Here is a 19,885-nt window from a genome sequence, read left to right as displayed (position 1 = left end):
GAGGGCGCGGTTTCATTCGCCGCCGCACGCCTCCTCGAAGAAGTCGATGTTCTCGTGCAGCGACTTCAGCAGGCGGTCCCGCTCGCCGTCGTCGACCCGTACGGGCATGACGTCGCGGGCGTCGGCCAGGCGCCGGAAGCCGCCGCTGCTCTCCAGGCGGCCGCTCATGCGGACGGGCATGCCGAGGAGGTGGGCGTGGCCGGCGATCCGGTAGTCGTCCTCGTCGAGGGTGGCGCGGACCTGGGGCACGTCCACGCCGGCGAGGATCCTCAGCCGTACGGTTCCGGGCCCGCCCCGGTCCTCGCGGCGCATGCGGACGACCACTCCGGTGAGCTGCACGGTGACGGGCGGCTCGTCCCGGATGTAGCGGGCCCCGGCCTCGCGGAGCACGGGGAGGTCGCCGGGGGTGAACGCGACCGGCTCGGGGCGGGCGGCGAAGCCGTCGGGCGGGCCCGCCGCGGGGGCCCAGTGCAGGGTGATGCGGATGCCCTCGGAGCCGCGGACGAGCTCGCCGATCGCTTCGGTCAGCTCCTGGCAGACGCCCGCCTCGACGGCCGGCCCGAAGGCGTCGGGCGCGCCGGTGGCCCGCTGGCGGTCGGTGGCGTCGCGGGCGGCGTAGAGGGCGCGGAGGAGTGCGGTGGTGACCGGCCTGCCGTCGGGGCCGGGAGCCGCGCCCGTGCCGACGGGCAGGAAGGTGGTCAGCTCCCGGCCGCCCGCGGCGGTGCCGGTCAGCAGGCGGCCGAGCGCGGTCTCGGCGTGCCGGCGGTGGCGGGCGCCGTGGTAGCCGGCCGTGCCGCGCGCGGTCAGGGCGGCGGCGAGGAGCAGGGCGCGGGCGCCGGCGCGCAGCTGTTCCTGGGCGGCCCAGGCGGCTGCGGGCGCCTCGGGTTCGGGGGTGTCCCGCTGCCATTGGATCTCGTCGACGGGGGTGTGCAGGGCGATGAGGACGTCACGTGCGGAGGGGGCGGGGCTGTGCTGCAGCGCGGCGAGCGCCTCGGCGACGAGGTCGGCGCTGTCGGGGTAGGCGCGGCTGTCGGGGACGAGCAGGCTGGTGCGCCCGCGGGCGTCGGCGGCGTCGGGGGGCGTCCAGCGGCTGTACGTGCCTGCTGCCGCGCCGCGGCGGCGCCAGCCGTGGCGGGCGAGGAGGGCCGCGAGGACGGCGGGGTCGGCGGTTCCGGGAGGGGGGCCGCCGGGCGGGGTGTGCCGGGGGTGGCGTGAGGGCTCGGTCGGCCGGTGCATCAGGGTCTCCCTCCCGCCCCGACCCGCGTCATGATCTCGCAGAGTGCGCGGTCGTCGAAGACGCGTGTGGCCGGGATCCGCACGGTGGTCCGGCGTCTGCCGGTCACGGGGTGGCCGGCGAGGTTGGTCCAGTAGCAGCAGTGCCTCAGGTGGAGGCTGTCGTGGCCGGCGCGCAGCCAGTCGTCGCGCGATCTCGGCACGATCATCACGACGAGGATCTTGTGGACGGCGACGGGGGTGCGGGCGAGCTTGGCCAGGTGGTCGTTGTCGAGGGTGAAGGCGAAGGTGGGCGCCGGGCCGGCCGGGACGGCGGGGAGGGCCGGGGGCGGTGTGGCGGGGGCCCGGGGCGGCGGCTGCACGGCCGGGCGGGGGCCGAGCTGGTAGGTGCACTTGAGCTGCACCTTGATGGTGACCTCGTCGTCGACGGCGTGGCCGGGGGCGGTGTGGCTGATGTGCCAGTCGATGCCGTGGTCGGGAAAGGGCTGGGCCAGTGAGCAGCCCGCGGCCGCGGCGACGGCGTGCAGATAGCCGATCTGGAGCGTCTCCATGCAGGCGGTGGTGGCGAGCGAGCCGCGTACGAGGGCGGGTGCGGCGGGCTCGGAGAACTCCGACAGCAGCCCGCCCGGTTCGGGCCGCGGGAACGCCATGTCCGAATCCTTCCGGGTGTCTTCGGGCGTTCGATCCGTACAACTGTGTTGTTTCCTTTGCAACTCCCGTGCAAACAACGGCGGTTCGCACGGCTCCAGGACCGGGTATCACCTGGCGGGGAGGGTGAAACACGCCATTCGCCGGGCAAGTGCGAGGAGTTGTGAACATGTGCTGGTTCGAGGGACCACTCGCCGCGTTCGACACCGAGACCACAGGAGTGGATGTCGAGCACGACCGGATCGTGTCGGCGGCCCTCGTGGTGCAGTCCGCGGCCGAGGCCGCTCCGGTCGTGACGCGCTGGCTGGTCGACCCGGGGGTCCCGGTGCCGGAAGGGGCCACTGCGATACACGGGCTGACGGACGCCTATCTGCAGCGGAACGGCCGGTGGCCGGCGCCGGTGGTGGAGGAGGTGGCGCGGGCGCTGGCGGTGCAGTCGGCGCGCGGGACGCCGCTGGTGGTGATGAACGCCCCGTTCGACCTGACGCTGCTGGACCGCGAGTTGCGGCGCCACCGCGCCTCGTCGCTGGCGGACTACCTGGGGGCGTCCCCGCTGTGCGTGATGGATCCGTGGGTGCTGGACAAGCACCTGGACCGCTACCGCAAGGGGCGCCGGACGCTGACGGATCTGTGCGCGCAGTACGGGGTGGAGCTGACGGGCGCGCACGACGCGGCGTCGGACGCGCTCGCGGCGCTGCAGGTGGTGCGGGCGGTGGGCCGCCGGTTCGCGGCGCGGCTGGAGCGGCTGAGCCCGGCGGAGCTGCACGCCCGGCAGGCGGTGTGGCACGCGGCGCAGGCGCGCGGCCTGCAGGCGTGGTTCGCGCGGAACGGGACGGAGGAGGCATGCGATCCGGCCTGGCCGCTGCGGCCGTCGATGCCGGCCGCGGCATGAGCGCCGCCCCGGGCGCCACGAGAGCCGGGTGCACGAGCGTACGGAATACGGGCATGCGGGCGGGCAACGCACAAGGCCGGTCCGTCTCTTGACGGACCGGCCTTGCCTGCGTGTGGGCGATACTGGGATCGAACCAGTGACCTCTTCGGTGTGAACGAAGCGCTCTCCCGCTGAGCTAATCGCCCGGGATTCGTGCGGGGTTTCCCCCGGCAACGCACTGAACAATACAGGTCGCGGCGGCTCTCCATCAAATCCCCCGGGCACCGCCGGCCAGCAGGGCCCGCAGGCCGCGCCGGCCGGCGCGCATCATCCACGCGTGGTTGGCCACGAAGAGGGGCCTGGCGGGCAGGGCGAGCCGCCTGAGCAGGGGCTTGCGGGCCTCCACGTCCTGCTCGAAGCGGGCGGTGCAGCCGGCGGGGCCGCACGGGAGGACGGTCCAGCGGGCCCAGCCCTCGATGTCGCCGGTCATGGCGATCTCCAGGACGCGGGCGACGGGGTCGTGGCGGCGGGCGCGGACGGCCACGGTCAGGTCGTAGGGGAGGAAGGAGCGCACGCGGGCGGTGCCGGTGGCGGCGTCGGCCCGGTTCACCTCGCGGACCTGCGGCCACCAGGCGGGATAGCCGTCCACGGCTTCGAGGCGGGCGTAGACGGCGTCGGGCGGGGCGGCCAGGGCCCACGCGCCGTGGAAGCGGTAGCGGTGGGAGGGGGCCAGGGCCGCGGCCAGGAAGGGCATGGGGCCAGCGGACACCCAAAGACCGAGGGTCCGCAAGGGGTGAACCTTGCGGACCCTCGGTCCTGTCGTGTGGGCGATACTGGGATCGAACCAGTGACCTCTTCGGTGTGAACGAAGCGCTCTCCCGCTGAGCTAATCGCCCGGGCGCACCGCAAACATTACCGCATGTCAGACGGTGCTTTGAACCGGCGGCGGGCCGGTCAGCCGCCCACCTTCCACGGCATGACCATGCCGAACTTCCAGAGGTAGATCCCGACGAGGGCGCCGGCGATCACCAGGCCCGTCACGGTGAGGATGATGTTCCGCCGCCGGACCCGGGGGTCGAGGGCGCGCTGGGCCGCCTCGGTGACCTTCCGCTTGGTCCAGCGCAGCACGAGCTGGGCCCAGACGAACTCCGTCGCCCAGATGGCCATGCCGCCGAAGATCACGAGCCAGCCCGGGCCGGGCAGGGGCAGCATGACGATGCCCGCGACGACGACGGCGAGGCCGACGATGAAGACGCCCACCTGCCAGCTCACGTGCAGGGGCCGCGAGCGCTTGATGAAGTGGGGCGCGCGCGATCCGAGGGCGGGCTCGCCCGAGCCCCCGTCCTTCGCCCCGTCCCCCGCCGCGGCGTCCTGCCGCCGGTCACTCTCCGCATTCATGAGCCCCAACCTACCGGACCGATCCTGAACTCACCGGAATGGCCGTATTCCCCGTCGGGCGACTGGGCCGTCCGAGGTATCCGAACAGCCTCAAAACGGTCAGAGGGGTTTACAACGGCACCGTAGGTGGCATGTCGATTTCGCCGACGTGCGAATCCCCGAGCGCACACTGAGCGAAAGGCCCTGGCGCTTATGAACACCACGGTCAGCTGCGAGCTGCACTTGCGCCTCGTCGTGTCGAGCGAATCCTCACTGCCTGTCCCTGCAGGCCTGCGGTACGACACGGCCGATCCGTATGCCGTGCACGCCACCTTCCACACCGGAGCCGAAGAGACGGTCGAATGGGTCTTCGCCCGCGACCTGCTCGCCGAAGGCCTGCACCGACCCACCGGCACCGGCGACGTCCGCGTCTGGCCGTCCCGCAGCCACGGTCAGGGCGTCGTGTGCATCGCGTTGAGCTCTCCCGAGGGCGAGGCGCTGCTGGAGGCCCCTGCGCGGGCCCTGGAGTCCTTCCTCAAGCGGACGGACGCCGCGGTGCCGCCGGGCACCGAGCACCGTCACTTCGACCTGGACACCGAGCTCTCCCACATCCTGGCGGAGAGCTGAGGCCGGGCCGGGGCTGACCCGGAGCGCGCCAGCCCACTCGGGGAGGCTGCGCGCCACATCTCGCACACAGGGCACGGCACGGCGCCGTCGTCCGCGGAGCGTTCCGCGGGGGACGGCGCCGTCGCGACGAGGGGGCCGCGCAGATGCCGCCCAGCCAGTAAGGTCGTGGGCCGCGGTCGAACACTTGCCGCCTCCGTCCGGCCAGGGAGCGTACGAACGTGCAGATCAACCACGACACCAAGGCTGCGCTCGACTCCGTCGTCGACCTCCTCAACTCGGGCCCGCAGGACCTGGCGGAGCTGCGCGCCTTCACGGAGCGGCACGGCATCATCACGGTCGAGGCCCTGCGGGAGCGCGACGTGGCGGCGGTGCGGTCGATACGCGAGCGGTTCGGACGGATCTTCGACGCCGCGAGCACGGGGGAGGCGGCCCGGCTGATCAACGAGCTGGTGGCCGAGGCCGGCACCACCCCGCAGCTGAGCGAGCACGACGGCTACGACTGGCACGTGCACTACTTCGCGCCCGGCGCGGCGGTGGCCGAGAACCTCGCCGCGGACGGCGCCATGGCGCTGGCGTTCCTGCTGGTCGCCGGCGAGCGCGACCGGCTGCGGCGGTGCAACGCGCCGGACTGCGGGCACGCCTTCGTGGACCTGTCCCGCAATCGCTCGCGGCGCTACTGCGACGGGCGCACGTGCGGCAACCGGCTGCACGTCGCGGCCTACCGGGCGCGGCGCCGTGGCGCCGAGTCCGCGGACTCCGGCGCATCGGTCTGATTCCGGGCAGAACCGGCTCGGAATCAGGGTGGAACCTGGGCGGAATCCCGCTCCCCCACCGGATGCACGGAGAAAATACGGGCGGGCGAATACGCACCCGGTGAATTACCCGGAAAACAGTCGCCGGCCACGCCTCCGGCGGCGCCCCGGTGTACTGATCGGATGGTCCGTCATATTCCGTGCTTCTTGAGAATCGCCTCGATATCCGAGAAGTCCTCGCCGTCGCCCGATTTCTTCGCCCGGCCCTGCGGACGGTCCGCGGCACGGCCCGGGCCCAGTGACGGAGCGGAGGCGGCAGGGGCCATGGCATCGCGCTGTGCGGCGGCCGCCGCGGCCTTGCGCTCCTTGCGGCCGCCCCCGGCGCCGCGGCGCTCGGCCGCCCTGCTCACCACGAACAGCAGGGCCGAGAGCGCGAGGACGCCGAAGCCGGCCCAGACGCTCGGCTTGAAGACGATGTCGGTGAGCCACTTCACGATCCCGGTCAGGACCAGCCCGATGGGGACGAGGGAGAAGGCCGCGATCCGCGTCGCCGCGAGGAAGCGCCGGCGGTAGGCCGTCAGCGCGGCGATGCCGAGGCCCGCCGCGGACACCGCGGCACAGATGGTCGAGATCAGCATCGGGCTCCTCCTGGACTTCGCACTTGCGGGCTCGCCCTTCCATCGTGCACCCCCCGCCGCCGGCCGGGCCATGGCCGGACGGCGGGCTCAGGGAGATCTCGGGGTCATCCCTGACGGCCCGGGGAGACCGCAGGAGACCCGGGAAGGCCGGGAGGCCCGGGAAGGCCGGGAGGCCCGGGGAGACCCGGAGGGCCGCCGCCCCCGCCGCCTGGAAGACTGGCCGCATGAGCGAGACCAACACCGCCCCCGTCGTCCTCGACGTGTGGTGCGAGCTGCAGTGCACCGACTGCCGTACCGCCCTGGACGACCTGCGGGCGCTGCGCGCACGCTACGGCGACCGGCTGGACGTGCGGCTGCGGCACTTCCCCCTGGAGAAGCACAAGCACTCCTACGCCGCCGCGCAGGCGGCCGAGGAGGCGGCCGAGCAGGGGCAGGGCTGGCCGTACGCCGAGGCCGTGCTCGCGCGGGCCGAGGAGCTGGCCGAGCGCGGCGAGAAGCTGCTGGCCGAGGTGGCCGGCGGGCTCGGGCTGGACGCCGAGGAGGTGGACACCGCCCTGGTGGACGGCCGGCACATGCTGATCGTCGACGCGGACCAGGCCGAGGGCAAGGCCATCGGCGTGACCGGCACCCCCACGTACGTCATCGGCGGCGAGCTGCTGGACGGCAGCAAGAACCAGGACGGGCTGCGGGAGCGCATCGAGGAGATCGCCGACCGGCTGCTGGCGGAGCGCAGCGGTTCGTAGCGGGTCGTAGCAGGACGCAGGGAGGCCGCCGCTAGAGCAGCGGCTTGTACAGGTGGTACGCGGTGGGCAGGTAGCCCAGCGACTCGTACAGCCGCAGCGCCGGGGTGTTGCCGGCGAAGACGTTGAGGCCGAGGGTCCGCGCACCGTGCGCGAGAACCTCGGCCTCCGCCAGCAGCATCAGGGACCTGCCGTGGCCGCGGCCCCGGTGCGCGGGCACGACCTCGATGTCGAAGACGTAGGCGTCCGGCGCGTCCGGGCCCTCGTCGCGCAGGGCCGCCCAGAGGGTGCCGACGCGGGTGCCCTCGTGGGTGAGGACGCGCAGCATGGTGCCGGCGGTGGCGGCTCCGTCGGGCAGCAGCGCGCGGTCTTCCGCGTCGGCCTTGGCGCGGGCCTGCTCGGCCGGGACGCCGCGGTCGGTCCAGTCCTGCACGTAGCCGGCGCGGGACTCCTCCCGCCAGCCGGCGTACTCGGCGTCGGTCATCCGCCGTCCTTCGCTGCCCAGGGGCAGCCGGGGGGCGGCGGTCAGCGTTTTGACCATGCTGCGGCTGCGTTCGACGTAGCCGAGGGCGCCGGCGAGCCCGAGACCGACCTCGGCGCCGGCGTCGACGGACAGCTCGATGCGGGTGCAGCCCCAGCCGCGCAGCACCTCCTCCGCGGCGAGCGCGGCGACGGTGCCCCGGCCGCGGTGCCGGTCGCGCTCGTCGATGGAGAGCCGGACGATGCGGCCGGCGGCCGGGCCGAAGCGGTGGTCGGTGGCGAGGTCGACGGCGCCCACGGGCCTGCTGTTGACGCAGACCTCGTACGAGCGGGACCGGGCGCCGCCGGGGCCGCGCTGCTCGGGTGCGGTGGGCCGCAGGGTGGTGGTCACCTTGGTGTTGTACCGGTCCGGCGGCCGCGCGTCACGGGGTTTGCGGGGAGCGGTGTGCGCCCGCGCAGCCCTTACGGGTCGAGGTCCGCCGCCGCCTGCTCGTCGAAGGTCCGGGCGGCCTTGGCGGTCACCGGGCCGGGGGCGGCGGGCAGTTCCCGGCCGTCGACGGCGCGCACGGCCTGGACGTCGCGGAGGGTGGAGGTCAGGAAGATCTCCTCGGCGCGCTCCAGGACGTCGTAGGGCAGGTCGGTCTCCTTGGCCCCGGTCCACTCCAGGACGAGGGCGCGGGTGATGCCGGCGAGGCACCCGGAGGCGAGGGGCGGGGTGTGCAGCTCGCCGTCGAGGACGACGAAGACGTTGGAGGCGGTGCCCTCGCACAGCGCCCCGGCGGTGTTGGCGAGCAGCGCCTCGCCGGCGCCGTGCTCCTTGGCGCGGGCGAGGGCGACGACGTTCTCGCCGTAGGAGGTGGACTTGATGCCGGCGAGGGCGCCGCGTTCGTTGCGGGTCCAGGGCACGGTCACCACGGCGGTGGTGTCGGGGCTCCGGGGCGTCCCGGCGACGGCGACGACGAGGGTGGGGCGGGCCTCGCCGCGCTCGGAGCCGAGGGGGGCGAGGCCGCCGGTGTAGGTGATGCGCAGCCGCCCGAGCGGCATGGGGTTGGCGTCGAGGACGGCCGCGCAGGCGCGCCGGATCTCGTCGAGGTCGGGCTCGGGCAGGCCCAGGGCGCGGGCGGAGGCGGTCAGCCTGGCGAGGTGGCGGGTGAGGGCGAAGGGGCGGCCCTGGACGGCCTTGAGCGTCTCGAAGACGCCGTCGCCGACGGTCAGACCGTGGTCGAGGACCGAGACGCGCGCGCCGTCGGCGTCCTGCAGCGAACCGTTGAGCCAGATCGTCACCGTATCGTCCCTCCGAGCGGCTGATGGGTGCCGGTGCCCGACGCTATCGCGAGCAGCCGCGAAGCCTTGAGCTCCGTCTCGGCCCACTCGCGCTCGGGGTCGGAGCCCCAGGTGATGCCGGCGCCGGTGCCGAAGCGGAGGACGGGGCCGGGGGCCGCGGTGCGGTCGATCCAGAAGGTGCGGATGCCGACGGCGAGCTGGCCGGTGCCGCGGTCGGCGTCGACCCAGCCGATGCCGCCGCAGTAGGGGCCGCGGGGGGCCGTCTCCAGGGCCCGGATGATCTGCAGGGCGCTCTCCTTGGGGGCGCCGGTGACCGAGCCGGGCGGGAAGGTGGCCGAGAACAGGTCGGCCCACCCGGCGCCGTCGGCGATCCTGCCGCGCACGGTGGAGACGAGGTGGACCAGCCCGGGGTGGGGCTCGACCGCGCAGAGCGCGGGGACGGTCACGGAGCCGGTGGCGCAGACGCGTCCGAGGTCGTTGCGGACGAGGTCCACGATCATCACGTTCTCGGCGTGGTCCTTCTCCAGCAGGTCGGCGGCGGTGCGGCCGGTGCCCTTGATCGGGCCGGACTCGACGGTGCGGCCGGTGCGGCGCAGATAGAGCTCGGGAGAGGCGGTGGCGACCTCGACGCCGTGGGCGGGCAGACGGATGCAGCCCGCGTAGGGCGCGGGGTTGTCGCGCGCGAGGAGGGCGGTGAGGGCGTCGACGTCGGCCGCGGCGGGGTCGGGCAGGGGCGCGCTGAGGACGCGGCAGAGGTTCGCCTGGTAGACCTCGCCGGCCGCGATGTGCTCGCGGATGCGGCGGACGCCCGCGGTGTAGGCGGCCCGGTCCAGGGAGCTGGTCCAGTCCTCGGCGGCCGGGCCGCGCCACTGGACGGAGGCCGCGGGACGGGGCGGGGCGGGGCGCACGTCGCCGAAGCGCGCGCAGGTCAGCCGCCCCTCGAAGTCCGCGGCCACCGCCCACCAGCCCGTGGACTCCAGGGCTGCCGGGTCGCGGGTGACATCGCGCAGATCGGTGGCGAGGAGGCCGCCGAAGCGGGCCATCGGAGGGAGGCTCGGGGGGAAGCTGTGCACGTCATCGAGTCTATGGCGGGGCCGTCCGGAGCGGCCCGGGCGAACAATCAGGGCAGCACGCTGCGGAAACGGAATTTGAGCTGGCGCTGGAATCCGCTAGAGTTCAACACGTCGCCGGGACGCGGAAGCGGACCGGACAGACACTGCGGACGTAGCTCAGTTGGTAGAGCACCACCTTGCCAAGGTGGATGTCGCGAGTTCGAGTCTCGTCGTCCGCTCGAGTTGGGGGATCTTCCCGAACCCCCGCACTCCTGGTGGAGTGGCCGAGAGGCGAGGCAACGGCCTGCAAAGCCGTCTACACGGGTTCAAATCCCGTCTCCACCTCCAAGGACGATTAGCTCAGCGGGAGAGCGCTTCCCTGACACGGAAGAGGTCACTGGTTCAATCCCAGTATCGCGCACACCGATCGGCCGGAGGCCGGGGCTCAAGGGCTCCGGCCTCCGGCCGTTTCTGCAGGCGGCAAGGCGGCAAGGTGGCACGGCGGCAGGACAACGGACGGCAAGGCCGGTGACGAGCAGGTGGCAATACGAAGGGCCGGGCGCCTCCCCAGGTGCCCGGCCCTTCGTGCCGTCCGCCGTACCCCCGTCCCCACGGGGTTGATCCGCCGGCTTGTCCCCGGCCCGGGCCGCTCTCCCGGGCCCGGGGCGCTCAGCGCCCCAGCATTCCGGCGACGGACGACGCTTGTGTGACGACGGCGTCCCAGCCGCCGAAGAGGACGGCGAGGAACGCCGCCAGGGGCACCACCATGGCCACGGCGACCGCCGGGTGCCGGGTGCCGGAGGGCCTGGGGGCGAAGAGGCCCGCGACCAGGTCGGCGGCCCGGTGACCGCGCGACCGGATGACCGTACGTCCCGCCGTGTCCGCCATGGTTCCGCTCCTGGTGTGTGGGCCCGTCCCCTGCCGTGTGAAGTCGCACGAGCGGCGGGCGTCTGACCTCGGGGGACGAGTGCTGCCACCCGCCGCTCGACCTCAACACTAGGGGCGCGGGCCCGGCCGGGCGTCATGCCCTCGTATCGATTGGCGGGCATCCGGGAGGATGAGCGGACGCCGGGCGGCTACTCCCCTGGTTGGACACGGGCGTCCCCATCCCTTGGGGTCTTCCCGGAGGGGGCACCCGGAGGCGGCCGGGAACCGCCCGCGCCGGGGTGACTTCGGTCACTTCCGGCCCGCCTCCGGCCTTAACGATCTTCACGGTCCCGGCGGCCCCTCCCCTGCCCGCCGCACGCGCCCCAGCCGCCCCTCCCACCTCGGCAGGAACGAGGGGCTCCGGGCCGGGCACGGCCCCAATCCCCCCTCGGCGACGGCCCCTTGGCGCCGCTCCCCCGCGCCGGGGGTGCGCGACCGCCGCCCCGGGCCCGCGGCCCGCCGCCCGCGCCGGGTGCGGGCAATCCACTCGCCGACGCATGCGCGGCCTATCAGCGCGCCCGCCCGTCAATCCGTAAGCTGTGCCACGTCAGACGGACCGGGCAGCGGGGATGAAGATGGCGATGATGCGGCTCCGGCGCGAGGACCCGCGTGTCGTCGGCTCGTTCCGGCTTCACCGCCGGCTCGGCGCGGGCGGCATGGGCGTGGTGTACCTCGGCTCCGACCGGCGCGGGCAGCGCGTGGCGCTGAAGGTGATCCGGCCGGACCTGGCCGAGGACCAGGAGTTCCGCTCGCGGTTCGCGCGCGAGGTGCAGGCGGCCCGGCGCATCCGCGGCGGCTGTACGGCGCGGCTGGTGGCCGCCGACCTGGACGCGGACCGCCCGTGGTTCGCAACGCAGTACGTGCCGGGGCCCTCCCTGCACGACAAGGTGAACGAGGAGGGGCCGCTGTCGGCGGCTCAGACCGCCTCCATCGGGGCGGCGTTGGCCGAGGGCCTGCTCGCCGTGCACGACGCGGGCGTGGTCCACCGGGACCTCAAGCCCTCGAACATCCTGCTGTCCCCCAAGGGCCCCCGCATCATCGACTTCGGCATCGCGTGGGCGACCGGCGCGAGCACCCTGACCCACGTGGGCACGGCCGTGGGCTCGCCCGGCTTCCTCGCCCCCGAACAGGTGCGCGGCGCCGCCGTCACCCCCGCCACGGACGTCTTCGCCCTCGGCGCGACCCTCGCCTACGCCTCCACTGCGGACTCGCCCTTCGGCCAGGGCAGTTCGGAGGTCATGCTCTACCGGGTCGTCCACGAGGAACCGCAGCTCATGGCCGTACCGGACGCCCTGGCACCGCTGATCCACGCATGCCTGGCCAAGGATCCCGAGGAGCGGCCGAGCACGCTGCAGCTGTCGCTGCGGCTGAAGGAGATCGCGGCCCGCGAGGCGCAGGGCCTCTCCGAGGGCCGACACCCCCTGGCGCGGCGCGACCCCGACCGGCCGTCGGGCCGCCGGGCCGCGGACTATGCGGAGCAGCGCACGGAGCGGCCCACGGTCAAGGCGCCCGCACCGCGCCCGCACGTCCCGCAGGGCAGGCCCGAATCCGGCCGCCGGCCGGCCGCGCGGCCGGCCGGCGGCCGGATTCGGGCCTGCCCTGCGGGACGTGCGGGCGCGGTACGGGCGCCGGCGCCCGTACGGGCGCCGGCGCCCGGCGGCCGGCGCGGGACCCGCGGCTGCTGCGGCAGCGGCTGACCGTCTTCGTGGTGGTGACGCTGCTGGTCGCGCTGGGCATCGCCGTCGCGCAGGGCTGCCAGGGTCCTGAGCGGAACACGGACGGGCTGCAGCGGGTGCCTTCGGTCTCGCGGAGCGACCAGCCGGGACAGCAAGGGCAACAGGGACAGCAGGGGCAGCAGGGCTTCTTCGGGGCACCGGGCGGGCACTGACCGCGATCAGGGCTCCGCTCCTCGCCGGGGCCGCCGCATCGCTTGCCTGCCGCGTCACTTGCCCGCCGTGACGGTGCAGTGCGACGCCACGACGTCGACGTCGAGGGTCCGGCGGAATCCACGGGCAGCCGCGCGGGCGCGTACTGCCCGATCCGCCGGACGGGCCCTCAGTCCTGCGGGCGGCCCGCCGTCACCGCGTAGAACGACACGGCCGCCGCCGCGCCCACGTTGAGCGAGTCGATGCCGTGGGCCATGGGGATGCGCACCCACTCGTCCGCCGCCATCAACGCGCGCGTGGACAGGCCCTCGCCCTCGGCGCCCAGCATGAGGGCGACCCGCTCCAGCCGGTGCGGGGCCGCCGCGTCGATGGACGTGGCCTTCTCGTCCGGGGTGAGGGCCAGGATCCGGAAGCCCGCCTCGCGCACGGTCTCCAGGTCGCGCGGCCAGGTCTCCAGGCGCGCGTAGGGCACGGAGAAGACGGCGCCCATGGAGACCTTCACCGAACGCCGGTAGAGCGGGTCGGCGCAGTCCGGGGAGAGCAGGACCGCGTCCATGCCGAGGGCCGCCGCGCTGCGGAAGATGGCCCCGATGTTCGTGTGGTCGTTGACCGCCTCCATGACGGCGACGCGGCGCGTGCTCCCCAGCAGCTCCGCGGCCGACGGCAGGGGCTTGCGCTGCATGGAGGCGAGGGCCCCGCGGTGGACGTGATAGCCCGTCACCCGCTCGGCGAGGTCGGGGCTCACGGCGTAGACGGGGGCCGGCGCCTCGTCGATGACGTCGCGCATGACGTCGACCCACTTGGCCGACAGCAGCATCGAGCGCATCTCGTACCCGGCGTGGCGGGCGCGCCGGATGACCTTCTCGCCCTCGGCGATGAAGAGCCCTTCGGCGGGCTCGCGGCGGCGGCGCAGCTCGACGTCGGTCAGGCCCGTGTAGTCGTGCAGGCGCGGGTCGTCGGGGTCGTCGATGGTGATGATGTCGGCCATGTTCTCGGTCCTCGGTGCGGGGTGCTCGGTCGCGGGGCGGTGCGGTGGGCTCTAGCGGCCGGTTCCGGTGCCGATCGTCACCACGTCGCCGATGACGATGACCGCGGGGGGCCGTATGCCCTCCGCCGCGACGCGCTCGCCGACGGTGGCCAGCGTCGCGTCGACGCGCCGCTGGGCGGAGGTGGTGCCCTCCTGCACGACGGCGACGGGCGTGGCGGCGGGGCGGCCGTGCCGGACGAGGACCTCGGCGATGGCCCCGATGTTCTCGACGGACATCAGCAGGACGAGGGTGCCGCGGAGCCTGGCGACGGCCTCCCAGTCGACGAGGGACCGCGGGTCGTCGGGGGCGACGTGGCCGCTGACGACCGTGAACTCGTGCGCGACGCCGCGGTGGGTGACGGGGATGCCGGCGGCGCCGGGGACGCTGATGGTGCTGGAGATGCCGGGGACGACGGTGCACGGGATGCCGTGCTCGGCGAGCGCCTGGGCCTCTTCCATGCCGCGGCCGAAGACGAAGGGGTCGCCACCCTTGAGGCGCACGACCGACTTGCCGGCCCTGGCGTGCTCGATCAGGGCGTTGTTGATGGCCTCCTGGGCCATGAAGCGGCCGTACGGGATCTTCGCGGCGTCGATGACCTCGACGTGCGGGGGGAGCTCGTCGAGGAGGTCGCGCGGGCCGAGGCGGTCGGCGATGACGACGTCGGCCTGGGCGAGGAGGCGGCGGCCGCGCACGGTGATGAGGTCGGGGTCGCCGGGGCCGCCGCCGACGAGGGCGACGTGGCCGGGGCCGGTGGCGGTGCCGTGGCCGTCGCCCGGGCCCGTGGTGTGGGTGCGGAAGTGCGGGGCGGTCAGGGTGCCGTCGCGCAGGCCCTCGATGATCGCGTCGCGGACGGCGGCGGAGCGGCGGGGGTCGCGGCCGGTGAGCACGGCGACGGTGACGCCCTCGCTGCGGCCGGTGGCGGGCGTCCAGGCGGAGGCGGCGTCCGCGTCGTCGCTGCGCACGGCCCACACGCGGCGGGCCTCGGCCTCGGCGGAGGCGGCCCGGTTGGCCTCCGGGTCGTCGGTGGAGATCAGGGCGTACCAGGCACCGTCGAGATCGCCGTCCCGGTAGCGGCGGCGCTCCCAGCGCAGTTCGCCGGTGTCGGCCATCGCTTCGACGGAGGGGGTGGCGGAGGGGGAGACGAGGAGGACGTCCGCGCCGGCGGCGAGCAGGGCGGGCAGCCGGCGCTGGGCGACCTGCCCGCCGCCCAGGACGACGACGCGGCGGCCGGAGAGGCGCAGTCCGACGGGGTAGGCGACGGCTTCGTTGTGCTCGGCCATGGGCGTGCGGGTCTCCTCGTGGGCGGGCGAATGCGCTGGTGGGGACACCCTACGGTGCGACAGGGGGCGGAAGCGGGCCGGTCACCCGCCATCCGTGACGGGTGGGTGGGCAAAGCCCCACGTGCCGGAGGCACGTGGGGCTTCCCTGCCGGAACGTCAGCCCTTTTCGGTGACGCCCGCCGCGTCGAACGTGGCCACCTCGTGCATGGCGCGGGCAGCGCTCTGCACGATCGGCAGGGCCAGCAGGGCGCCCGTGCCCTCGCCCAGCCGGAGGTCGAGGTCCACCAGGGGCCGCAGGCCGAGCTTCGTCAGCGCCGCGACGTGCCCCGGCTCCGCGCTGCGGTGACCGGCGATGCAGGCCGCGAGCGCCTCGGGGGCGATGGCGCGGGCCACGAGGGCCGCGGCCCCGGCGCTCACGCCGTCCAGGATCACCGGCGTGCGCAGGGACGCGCCGCCGAGGATCAGGCCGACGAGGGCCGCGTGCTCCAGGCCGCCGATCGCGGCGAGGACGCCGATGGGGTCCTTCGGGTCCGGCTGGTGCAGCTCGAGGGCGCGCCGGACCACGTCGACCTTGCGGGCGTGCATCTCGTCGTTGATGCCGGTGCCGCGGCCGGTGATCTCGGCCGGGTCGGACTCGGTGTAGACGGAGATGAGGGCGGCCGACACCGTGGTGTTGGCGATGCCCATCTCGCCGGTGAGGAGCGCCTTGTTGCCTGCCGCGACCAGGTCGCGGGCGGTCTCGATGCCCACCTCGAGGGCGTGCATCGCCTCCTCGCGGGTCATGGCGGGGCCGGTGGTGATGTCGGCGGTGCCGGGGCGGACCTTGCGCGGCAGGAGGCCGGGGGTGCTGGGCAGCTCCCCCGCGACGCCGACGTCCACGACGCAGACCTCGGCGCCGACCTGGTTGGCGAACGCGTTGCACACGGCGCCGCCGCCCAGGAAGTTGGCCACCATCTGGGAGGTGACCTCCTGCGGCCACGCCGTGACGCCCTGGGCGTGCACCCCGTGGTCACCGGCGAAGATCGCGACGGCGGCGGGCTCGGGGATCGGCGGCGGGCACTTGCGCGACAGGCCGCACAGCTGCGCGGAGATGATCTCCAGCATGCCGAGCGCGCCGGACGGCTTGGTCATGCGCTTCTGCCGCTCCCACGCCTCGCCGAGCGCCTTGGCGTCCAGCGGGCGGATGCCGCGCAGGGTCTCGGCGAGCAGGTCGTGCGGCTCCTCGCCGGGCAGGGCGCGGCGGCCGTACTCCTCCTCGTGCACCACCCACGACAGCGGCCTGCGCTTGGACCAGCCGGCCTGCATCAGCTCGGGCTCGTCCGGGAACTCGTCGACATACCCGACGCACAGGTACGCGACGACCTCCAGGTGCTCGGGCAGGCCCAGGGTGCGGACCATCTCGCGCTCGTCGAAGAAGCTGACCCAGCCGACGCCGAGGCCCTCGGCGCGGGCGGCGAGCCAGAGGTTCTCGACGGCCAGCGCGGAGGAGTACGGGGCCATCTGCGGCTGGGTGTGGCGGCCCAGGGTGTGGCGGCCGCCGCGGGTGGGGTCGGCGGTGACGACGATGTTGACGGGCGTCTCGAGGATCGCCTCGATCTTCAGTTCCTTGAACTGCTTGGCCCGGCCCTTCGGCAGCGACTTGGCGTAGGCGTCGCGCTGGCGCTGGGCCAGTTCGTGCATGGCCTGCCGGGTCTCCGCGGAACGGATGACGACGAAGTCCCAGGGCTGGGAGTGGCCGACGCTGGGGGCGGTGTGCGCGGCCTCCAGGACGCGCAGCAGCACCTCGTGCGGGATGGGGTCGGTGCGGAATCCGTTGCGGATGTCGCGCCGCTCGCGCATCACGCGGTGCACGGCCTCGCGCTCGGCGTCGCCGTACCCGACGGCGGCGGGCACCTCGGGCCGGGGCTCGGCCGGGGCTTCGGCCTCCGCGGCGGGGGGGCTCTCCTCCTCCGCCGGGGCGGGTCCGGCTGCGCGGGCCGCGGGGACGACCGGCTCCGGGGCCCCGGCCGGCTCGGCGGGGGCCTGCTCGGGGGCCGGGATGCGGACGTCGGCGGGGACGTCGGCAGGGGCCTCGGTCGCGGTGGCCGGGGTGATGACCTGGGGGCCCGCGGGGGCGGCCGGCCGGGCGTCGTCCTCGGCGGCCGGCTCGGGCAGATCGGCTGCGGACTGCTCCGGCGCCGGAGTCTGCGCTGCGTCCTCGGTCGCGGGTGCCTGCGGTTCGGAGATGGTGGCCTGCTCGGTCTGCGGTACGCCGGCGACGGCGTGCGGGTCGGACGGGGCGGACGGTTCGCCGGTGGGAACGGCGGGCTCGGCAGCGGGCGCGCCGGGGACGGCGGCCTGCTCGGGCTGCGGGGCGTCGAGCGGCCGCGCGGCCGGCGCGGGGCCGGATTCGGTCCCGGCCTCGGCCGGGGCAGCGGTGGCGGCCGGGGCAGGACCGGGCTCGGCACCCACCTCGGCCTCGGCAACCGTGGCAGCCTGCTCGGGCTGCGGGGCAGCGGCGGGAGCGTCGACCGGCACGGCCGGAGCGGACGGTTCGACGGCGGGAGCGGCAGGCTCGGCAGCAGGCGTGCCGGGCGCGGCGGCCTGCTCCGGCTGCGGGACGTCGACCGGCTGCGCGACCGGCGCCGGACCGGACTCGGTCCCCGCCTCGGCCGTGGCAACGGTGGCGGCCTGCTCGGGCTGCGGAGCGGCAGCAGGAGCCTCGACTGCCGCGGACGGTTCGGTGACGGGAGCGGCAGGCTCGGCAGCGGGCGCGCCGGGGACGGCGGCCTGCTCCGGCTGCGGAGCATCGACCGGCTGCGCGGCCGGGGCGGCGCCCGGCTCCGTCCCGGCCTCGGCCACGGCGGCAGTGGAAGCGTCGACCGGCGCGGCCTGTGCGGCCTGCTCGGCCTCCGGCGCGGGGGCGGCAGCCTCCACGGCGGGCTCGGCAGCCGGAACGGCCTGCGGAACGGCCTGGGCATCCGCATCCGCTACGGGCTCGGCAGCGGAGTCGGCAGCCTGGTCGGCCTGCGGAGCGACGGCGGAAGCGCCCTCAGCGGACTCGGGAACGGCGGTCTGCTCGGGCTGCGGAATACCCGCCTGCGCGTCCACCACAGCCTCGGCAGCGGCCGGAACGACAGCGTCGGCGCTCTGTGCGTCGTGCGGGACAGCAGCCTGCACGTCCGGAACGGACTCGGCAGCGGCAGCGGCAGCGGCAGCGGCGGAAGGATCCACCACGGCCACCGAGCCGGCCGCCTGCTCGGGCTGCGCGGCCGTGACCTGCGCCTCCGTCTCGCCCTCGGCGGCGAGCGGGACGGCGGCCTGCGCGTCCACCGCAAGGTCGGCAACGGCGGGAGCCGCGGCTTCGGCAACCTGCTCTGCCTGCGGAGCGGTGGCGGAGGCATCCGCCACCGGTACGGCGGCACCGGCAGCCTGCACGGCCTCGGCCGGGACTGCGGCCTGCGCGTCCACCGCGGGATCGGCAACGGCAGCCGTCTCCGGCGCGGGCTGGGCCGCCCCGTCCGGCGTCTCGGAAGCTGCGAGCTGCTCCGGCAGGCCGTCAGCGGCCGCCTCGGCCGGGGCGGTCTGTGCCAGGAGCTCGTCGACGGGAGCGACCGCCGCGGCGGCCTCTGCCGACGGGGCGTCAGCGAGGGCCGCAGCCTGGTCGGCCGGGGCCTGCGGAACGTCGGCGGGAGCGGCGGCCTCGGCGGCCGGTGCCGGCGGGACCTCGGCCGGAATCCGACCCTGGTCGGCCTGAACGGCGGTCTGCTCCGGCTCGGCCGCACCGGCCGGGGCACCGGCGGTCGCAACGGTTTCGGTGACCTGCTCGGGCTGCCCGGCATCGGCGGCGGGAACCTCGGCCGCGACCGGCTCGGCCACGACCGGCTCGGCGGCCGCCGCAGGCTCGGGCGCCACCACGGCCTGGTCGGCCGGGGCGGCCTCTGCGAGCAGGGCGGCCTCCGCGACCGGGTGCGGACCCGGCACGGAGGCGAGCGCGGGTTCGGCTCCGACGGCGGGAGCCGCCTGCACATCCGTCACGGCAGCAGCCGGCTCGCCGGGCTCGGCCGCGACGTCGGGGGCCGCAGCCGCTTCGGCCTGCGGAGCGTCGGCGGGCGCAGCCACCGGCTCGTCCCCGGCGGCAGGCTCCTGCGCCGGGGCGGCGTCCGTCACGGCGACGGCCTGGGGGGCCGGTTCGGCCACGGCGCCCGGCGGTACGTGGACCTGCCCGGTGGCCGCGGCGACCACGGCGTCGATGGCGAGGAGGCCGGTCGAGGGCGCCGCACCGGCGGCCGGCTCGGCGGCGACGGGGTGCCCGGCAGGCTGTTCCGGGGCGGCCGGGGCGGCTGACGGCACGTCAACGGCAGGAGCGGCCGGACCGGCCGCCTGGGGCGGTACGAAGGCCGCGGCGGGCGGCTGCGGCTGGGCGTCCCACGTGCCCGGCTGCTGCTGCGGCACCTCGCCGAGGCGCGGGGTCTGCTGAGTGCCCGTCTCGTCGGTGGTGCCGTCGAGGTATTCGGGGCCCGGTGCGGGCGCCGCCGGCGGGCGGACCGGGGCGGGGGCCGGCGCGGCGGGGCCGCGGTCGGCCAGGGAGCGGACGACTCCGCTGGTGGGGTCCGGGACGGGCGGGCCCATGTGCAGGGGGCGGCGCGGTGCCACGGGGGCGGCGGGCGGCTGGCCCGCGGCGGTGGCCGGGGGGATGCGGACGTCGCCGTAGTCGACGGAGCCGGTGTCGCGGCCGCCGCTCTCGTGCGTACCGCCCTGGACGGCCGACTGCTCGCTCCAGGCGCCCTGGGCGCCCGGCATCAGCAGGAGGTCGTCCTCGTCGGCACCGTCCGGCTCCGTGCCGTCCCCGTGGTCGAGGAAGGCAAACGTAGCCGGAGGGGCCGGAGGGGCCGGGGCTCCGGGGTCGGCAGGGGCTACGGCGTCCGCGGGGAACGGATGGCCGGGCAGCGCGCCTGCGTTCTCCGGCTGTCCCTCGCCCGGGAACTGGCCGGTGTCGGTCATGCGTACCCCTCGCCCATCGGTAGTGCTCCTTCCAACCGCTCACGCCCATAGTCAAGAACGAGCGTCCGTGCCTCGCGGC

16 protein-coding genes, 4 tRNA genes and 1 pseudogene are annotated in these 19,885 nt (G+C 75.2%); 7 read left to right on the top strand and 14 right to left on the bottom strand.

The features are described from left to right. Positions 1-12: 12 nt before the first annotated feature. The gene (locus AS857_RS23530; protein WP_058045251.1) at positions 13-1,236 is read right to left on the bottom strand and encodes a hypothetical protein; all 1,224 of its coding nucleotides are present in this window, start codon (positions 1,234-1,236) and stop codon (positions 13-15) included. Next, complete coding sequence (locus AS857_RS23525) at positions 1,236-1,883, bottom strand: DUF4365 domain-containing protein (RefSeq protein WP_058045250.1); 648 nt, start codon at positions 1,881-1,883, stop codon at positions 1,236-1,238. Before AS857_RS23525 ends, AS857_RS23530 begins: the two co-directional genes overlap by 1 nt. A 167-nt stretch (positions 1,884-2,050) precedes the next feature. Here AS857_RS23525 and AS857_RS23520 point away from each other — a divergent pair, with 167 nt between their 5' ends. Next, positions 2,051-2,773, top strand: coding sequence for a 3'-5' exonuclease (locus AS857_RS23520; RefSeq protein ID WP_058045249.1), 723 nt, complete (start codon positions 2,051-2,053; stop codon positions 2,771-2,773). A gap of 113 nt (positions 2,774-2,886) precedes the next feature. On the opposite strand, the gene AS857_RS23515 is transcribed toward AS857_RS23520, so the two are convergent. The 4 genes from AS857_RS23515 to AS857_RS23500 all read right to left on the bottom strand — a co-directional run bounded on the left by AS857_RS23515 (position 2,887) and on the right by AS857_RS23500 (position 4,150). Then, positions 2,887-2,958, bottom strand: a tRNA-Val gene (locus AS857_RS23515). Between the two features lie 62 nt (positions 2,959-3,020). Continuing rightward, positions 3,021-3,506: an SRPBCC family protein gene (locus tag AS857_RS23510; protein WP_058045248.1), complete on the bottom strand. Its 486-nt coding sequence runs from the start codon at positions 3,504-3,506 to the stop codon at positions 3,021-3,023. A gap of 70 nt (positions 3,507-3,576) precedes the next feature. Continuing rightward, a tRNA-Val gene (locus AS857_RS23505) sits at positions 3,577-3,648 on the bottom strand. 58 nt (positions 3,649-3,706) lie between these two features. Beyond that, positions 3,707-4,150: a TIGR02611 family protein gene (locus AS857_RS23500; protein WP_058045247.1), complete on the bottom strand. Its 444-nt coding sequence runs from the start codon at positions 4,148-4,150 to the stop codon at positions 3,707-3,709. Positions 4,151-4,342: 192 nt separating this feature from the next. On the opposite strand from AS857_RS23500, the gene AS857_RS23495 reads away from it, so the two are divergent. Both AS857_RS23495 and AS857_RS23490 read left to right on the top strand, forming a co-directional pair. Further along, positions 4,343-4,756, top strand: coding sequence for an SsgA family sporulation/cell division regulator (locus tag AS857_RS23495; protein ID WP_003959770.1), 414 nt, complete (start codon positions 4,343-4,345; stop codon positions 4,754-4,756). 218 nt (positions 4,757-4,974) lie between these two features. Then, positions 4,975-5,529, top strand: coding sequence for a CGNR zinc finger domain-containing protein (locus AS857_RS23490; protein WP_058045246.1), 555 nt, complete (start codon positions 4,975-4,977; stop codon positions 5,527-5,529). Between the two features lie 170 nt (positions 5,530-5,699). On the opposite strand, the gene AS857_RS23485 is transcribed toward AS857_RS23490, so the two are convergent. Further along, entirely contained in the window at positions 5,700-6,146 is a 447-nt protein-coding gene (locus AS857_RS23485; RefSeq protein WP_058045245.1) for a hypothetical protein, read from the bottom strand. A 224-nt stretch (positions 6,147-6,370) separates the two neighbouring features. Between AS857_RS23485 and AS857_RS23480 the strand changes: the two genes are divergently transcribed. Beyond that, entirely contained in the window at positions 6,371-6,889 is a 519-nt protein-coding gene (locus AS857_RS23480) for a DsbA family protein (protein WP_058045244.1), read from the top strand. 31 nt (positions 6,890-6,920) lie between these two features. Here AS857_RS23480 and AS857_RS23475 read toward each other — a convergent pair whose 3' ends face one another. The 3 genes from AS857_RS23475 to AS857_RS23465 form a co-directional block, all read right to left on the bottom strand. Next, positions 6,921-7,757, bottom strand: coding sequence for a GNAT family N-acetyltransferase (locus AS857_RS23475; RefSeq protein ID WP_058045243.1), 837 nt, complete (start codon positions 7,755-7,757; stop codon positions 6,921-6,923). Positions 7,758-7,828: 71 nt separating this feature from the next. Next, a complete protein-coding gene (locus AS857_RS23470) occupies positions 7,829-8,650 on the bottom strand; it encodes an aminotransferase class IV (RefSeq protein WP_058045242.1) in 822 nt (273 codons plus the stop codon). Then, complete coding sequence (locus AS857_RS23465; RefSeq protein ID WP_058045241.1) at positions 8,647-9,693, bottom strand: chorismate-binding protein; 1,047 nt, start codon at positions 9,691-9,693, stop codon at positions 8,647-8,649. The genes AS857_RS23470 and AS857_RS23465 overlap by 4 nt, the downstream gene beginning before the upstream one ends. Before the next feature lie 175 nt (positions 9,694-9,868). Between AS857_RS23465 and AS857_RS23460 the strand changes: the two genes are divergently transcribed. Then, a tRNA-Gly gene (locus AS857_RS23460) sits at positions 9,869-9,941 on the top strand. Positions 9,942-9,976: 35 nt separating this feature from the next. Then, positions 9,977-10,050 (top strand) — tRNA-Cys (locus tag AS857_RS23455). Positions 10,051-10,371: 321 nt separating this feature from the next. Here the strand turns inward: AS857_RS23455 and AS857_RS23445 are convergent. Next, positions 10,372-10,590, bottom strand: a complete 219-nt coding sequence (locus AS857_RS23445) for a hypothetical protein (protein WP_058045240.1) — start codon at positions 10,588-10,590, stop codon at positions 10,372-10,374. A gap of 608 nt (positions 10,591-11,198) precedes the next feature. Between AS857_RS23445 and AS857_RS23440 the strand changes: the two are divergent. Beyond that, positions 11,199-12,517: pseudogene (locus AS857_RS23440) on the top strand (serine/threonine-protein kinase). A 167-nt stretch (positions 12,518-12,684) separates the two neighbouring features. Here AS857_RS23440 and AS857_RS23435 read toward each other — a convergent pair. The 3 genes from AS857_RS23435 to cobT all read right to left on the bottom strand — a co-directional run bounded on the left by AS857_RS23435 (position 12,685) and on the right by cobT (position 19,806). Beyond that, positions 12,685-13,503, bottom strand: a complete 819-nt coding sequence (locus tag AS857_RS23435; protein WP_058045239.1) for a TrmH family RNA methyltransferase — start codon at positions 13,501-13,503, stop codon at positions 12,685-12,687. A gap of 51 nt (positions 13,504-13,554) precedes the next feature. Then, positions 13,555-14,823, bottom strand: a complete 1,269-nt coding sequence (cobA, locus tag AS857_RS23430; protein ID WP_058045238.1) for a uroporphyrinogen-III C-methyltransferase — start codon at positions 14,821-14,823, stop codon at positions 13,555-13,557. Positions 14,824-14,979: 156 nt separating this feature from the next. Next, on the bottom strand, positions 14,980-19,806 hold the full coding sequence (cobT, locus tag AS857_RS23425) for a nicotinate-nucleotide--dimethylbenzimidazole phosphoribosyltransferase (protein WP_058045237.1): 4,827 nt from the start codon (positions 19,804-19,806) through the stop codon (positions 14,980-14,982). Positions 19,807-19,885: the final 79 nt, after the last annotated feature.

This window comes from Streptomyces roseifaciens, assembly GCF_001445655.1.
Classification (GTDB): domain Bacteria; phylum Actinomycetota; class Actinomycetes; order Streptomycetales; family Streptomycetaceae; genus Streptomyces; species Streptomyces aureoversilis.
This window is presented reverse-complemented; position numbering and strand designations above follow the sequence as displayed.